General features: G+C 59.3%; 4 protein-coding genes. 3 read left to right on the top strand and 1 reads right to left on the bottom strand.

Annotated elements, in window-relative coordinates; translation table 11 throughout:
- Positions 1–166 precede the first annotated feature (166 nt).
- Positions 167–490 (bottom strand): DUF1654 domain-containing protein, encoded by a 324-nt coding sequence (locus RYH74_RS24830; protein ID WP_317410471.1) that lies wholly within the window; start codon positions 488–490, stop codon positions 167–169.
- 237 nt (positions 491–727) lie between these two features.
- Between RYH74_RS24830 and RYH74_RS24825 the strand changes: the two genes are divergently transcribed.
- The 3 genes from RYH74_RS24825 to pbpG all read left to right on the top strand — a co-directional run bounded on the left by RYH74_RS24825 (position 728) and on the right by pbpG (position 3,791).
- The gene (locus RYH74_RS24825; RefSeq protein WP_317410470.1) at positions 728–1,402 is read left to right on the top strand and encodes a polysaccharide lyase family 7 protein; all 675 of its coding nucleotides are present in this window, start codon (positions 728–730) and stop codon (positions 1,400–1,402) included.
- 172 nt (positions 1,403–1,574) lie between these two features.
- Entirely contained in the window at positions 1,575–2,705 is a 1,131-nt protein-coding gene (locus RYH74_RS24820) for a HAMP domain-containing sensor histidine kinase (RefSeq protein ID WP_317410469.1), read from the top strand.
- A gap of 159 nt (positions 2,706–2,864) precedes the next feature.
- Positions 2,865–3,791 (top strand): D-alanyl-D-alanine endopeptidase, encoded by a 927-nt coding sequence (pbpG, locus tag RYH74_RS24815; protein ID WP_317410468.1) that lies wholly within the window; start codon positions 2,865–2,867, stop codon positions 3,789–3,791.
- Positions 3,792–3,810: the final 19 nt, after the last annotated feature.

Here is a 3,810-nt window from a genome sequence, read left to right as displayed (position 1 = left end):
GAAATTGAGCAAGACAGTTGCTCCCACAAGTACGATGCAGGCCTCAAGGAATGCACATTCCTGTGGGAGCGGGCTTGCCCGCGAAGGGCTGCAAGGAAGCCCCAATCGATGTCACATCAGACTTGAGTGAACAGTATTACGCTACCCCGCAGGCTCTTTCTGACCTTCAGAAAGGTGCCGCCTCCTCGACCTGCTGCTCGCTGTCCTGCTCGACGATAAAGTCGTCGCGCTCCTCCACGCTGCCGCGCTCCCAGCGCACCGTCACGCTCTCGTCGTCGTTGAAGGTCAGTTCCAGCTCGGGCGTCTCGGCCAGCAGGCCCATCACCTCCTCCCACTCGGCATCACCGTCGGTATCCAGGCGATGCACCGTCACCCAGCGCTGCGTCTGCGCGAGCGGGTGGTTGATCATCGCTGATACCCGCAAGCTCAGCCGCTCTATTCCGGTCATTTCCTGGCGCTGATGGGGCGTCGATTTCATGTGCTTAGACATATTCTTATCCTGACAGCTGTATATTCGTACAGCATTCAAGGAAAGCTTATCTCACCGCCAAATCAAGCGTAAAGCCCCGCTGCAGAAAATTTTCGCCAACAGGTAATTTGTCGCCCGGCGAAATAATTTTAGCCCTGAGCTATTGACGATGATTTAGCGTAAGGCTAAATTTTATTCCAGCAGCCGCCATCGTGCTGCTGCGGCACTAACCGTCATATTCATTCAGGAGTTCCCCCCATGAGCGTAGATATCAGCAACCTCACCATCGCCGTTCCGGTAGCCGAATCGTCGATCAGCACCCTAGCGGTCGAACTCACCGGCAGCGAAGCGATTGCCCTGTACCCGAACTACGTGACAGTACTCAGCGACGGTTCGGTCCAGTTGTCTGCCCCCACCAAAGGCGCTTCGAGCAAAAGCACCCGCAGGACCCGCTGCGAGTGGTCGGAGCCGAAATACTGGACCCTGGGCGGCGCCCCGGATCACTGGAATCGCCAGGAAATGACACTGACCAAGGTCAACTGGGCGCAGAAGGTGGTCATCGCGCAGATGCACGTCTACGGGGACGACAGCCCGCCCGTGAAGGTGTTCTGGAAAAAGGGCGACATCACCTTGGGTTTTCGGCGGACCTACAACCAGACTGACCCGATCAACTCGACGGTGCTCAAGGGGGTACCGCTGGGGGCGAAGTTCGAGGTGAGCATCCACGCCACCGCAGCAGGCGTGGTCAACGTTACGGCCAAGTGCAATGGCGTGAGCGGTACGTCCGGCGATCTGCAGTTCGACAGCACCTGGGCTACACAGCTATTCGAGTTCCACGGCGGGGTCTACAACCAGGTGGACTACACCGATACCACGCCCGCCGATGACGGCTCGATCTGCATCATCAGCGACCTCTCGCTGACCCATGCCTGAACCCAGGCAGCCGGCAAGAGATCCCGGTGCCCTGCCCCCCAGACGCAGGTTGCATCGGGATCGCCTTTGGCTGAACTCCAGGTGGGCCGCTCATGACTGCCGCTCAAACTTCCTGTATCCCGGATGAACCAAGCTACTCGGATGTCTTTTTTCCTGATCAGGGTTAGGCCCCATGAGACTGTTCGATTTCATTGGTAGCAGTATGGAACCCATTCTCCAGGCTTGGGAAAATTACGCCCGCTCGGTTGAAACAGAGCTGCCAAAGCAGGACTCCATCGGCTTGCGCAATCATGCCGAGGAGTTGCTCCGCACCGTGGCCGCAGACATGAGAACGCCCCAGAGCAGGCAACAACAGTCCGAGAAAGCACAAGGGAGAGGCCCCAGGAGTTCCAGCGAAACCGCAGCGCAGACCCACGCGGTTGCTCGCTTGATAGCTGGGTTCTCGATGGATCAGATGGTGTCCGAATACCGGGCATTGCGCGCAAGCGTTCTGTCACTCTGGCTTACCCAGGAATCGTTCGCAGACGCGCATCATGTTCAGGACATGATCCGGTTCAATGAAGCGATTGACCAGGCGCTCGTAGAGTCGATCGCGGCCTACGGAACGGCAGTCGAGGCGACCCGGAAAATGGTGCTCGCCGTGCTCGGTCATGATTTGCGTTCGCCCTTGGGCGCGATACTCATGGCTGGCGGGCTGATCCAGCGGCAGACGGGGCTGGATGAAAAGGGAAAGTTACTGGCGACCCAGGTCTGTACCAGTGCACATCGGGCAAATGTCATGATCAACGATTTGCTGGATCTGGCCCGCTGCAACCTGGGGACTGGCATTCCAGTGGATTTGCGGAAAGTGGATCTGAACTCTATCTGCCAGGCTGTCATCGACGAACTGCGCACGGCGTTCCCGCACGCGCGGATCATCCTGGATGAGCAGGCGCACATCACCGGGCAATTCGACCCTGACCGCATCTCTCAGGTTTTCTCCAACCTGATAGGCAATGCCCTGCGCCATGGCGATGCGACGGCCCCGATCAAGGTCACGGTGGCCAGGGGGGATGGTGTTCCACGGGTCAGCGTCCAGAATTCCGGAGAGCCTATTGCACCCGAGGTGATGCCCTACATCTTCAAGCCGGAAGGGCGATACTCGAGCTACTCATCCGGAGAGCGGGGCTCCGCAGCGGGGCTCGGCCTTGGCCTGTTCATCGCATCGGAGATCGTGGCGAACCACGGTGGCAGAATTGAGGTGGAGTCGACCGAAGAGGAAGGGACGACCTTCGAGGTTGTTCTGCTGTCTTCGGCAGAGTGATGATGGGTACAGGACAGGTACCGGATTAAATTTCGTTCACGTTGCGCCCTTTAGTCATAAGGCATTCGACAGCAAATCAGCCATACTCCAGAATGCAGCGGTTTTTGGGGGAAAACCCTTGCACAGCCAACGACATACCAACTTTTAGTGAGCCTCAACGTGAAAACATCCCTGTCCATCCTCAGCCTGCTGCTGTTGCTCACAGGTACTGCGACCCTTCCGTCGACCGCTGCTGCACAACCCCCGGCCCAGGTTCAACGTGACCCATCCAAGCTGCATCTCGCCTCGGGCAGTGCCCTGCTGATCGACCTGAACACCAACCAGGAACTGTATTCGAGCCATGCCGACCGCGTGGTACCGATTGCCTCGGTGACCAAACTGATGACGGCGATGGTAGTGCTGGATGCCAAGCAGCCCATGGATGAGATGCTCACCATGACCCTTGCCAACAACCCGAAAATGAAAGGCGTGTATTCGCGTGTGCGGCTGGGCAGCCAGCTCGACCGCCGCGAAACCTTGCTGATTACCCTGATGTCATCGGAAAACCGTGCGGCCAACACCCTGGCCAACCATTACCCCGGCGGCTACCCGGCGTTCATCAAGGCGATGAACGCCAAGGCCCGCAGCCTGGGCATGGCGCACACCCGCTACGTCGAGCCGACCGGCCTGTCGACGCAGAACGTGTCCACGGCCCGTGACCTGGCCAAGCTGCTGATGGCGTCGCGCAAGTACCCGATGCTGAGCGAGCTGTCGACCACCCGCGAGAAGACCGTGGCCTTCCGCAAGCCCAACTACACCCTGGGCTTCCGCAACACCGACCACCTGGTGAACAAGAGCAACTGGGACATCAAGCTGACCAAGACCGGCTTCACCAATGAAGCCGGGCACTGCCTGGTGCTGCTGACCCGCATGGACAACCGCCCGGTTGCCATGGTGATCCTCGACGCCTTTGGCAAGTACACCCACTTCGCCGATGCCAGCCGCATGCGTCAGTGGCTGGAAACCGGTGCTGCCAAGCCGGCGCCGGCGGTGGCCATGCAGTACAAGGCGGAGCGGCAGAACAAGGGGCGCCTGGCGGCCGAATGACCGCCACCGGAATGATGGG

Source organism: Pseudomonas sp. LSJ-87 (genome assembly GCF_032971465.1).
Classification (GTDB): domain Bacteria; phylum Pseudomonadota; class Gammaproteobacteria; order Pseudomonadales; family Pseudomonadaceae; genus Aquipseudomonas; species Aquipseudomonas putida_Z.
This window is presented reverse-complemented; position numbering and strand designations above follow the sequence as displayed.

Coding starts and splice junctions, on each gene's coding strand:
- RYH74_RS24830 (WP_317410471.1), bottom strand. CDS start 490: ATGTCTAAGCACATGAAATCGACGCCCCATCAGCGCCAGGAAATGACC.
- RYH74_RS24825 (WP_317410470.1), top strand. CDS start 728: ATGAGCGTAGATATCAGCAACCTCACCATCGCCGTTCCGGTAGCCGAA.
- RYH74_RS24820 (WP_317410469.1), top strand. CDS start 1,575: ATGAGACTGTTCGATTTCATTGGTAGCAGTATGGAACCCATTCTCCAG.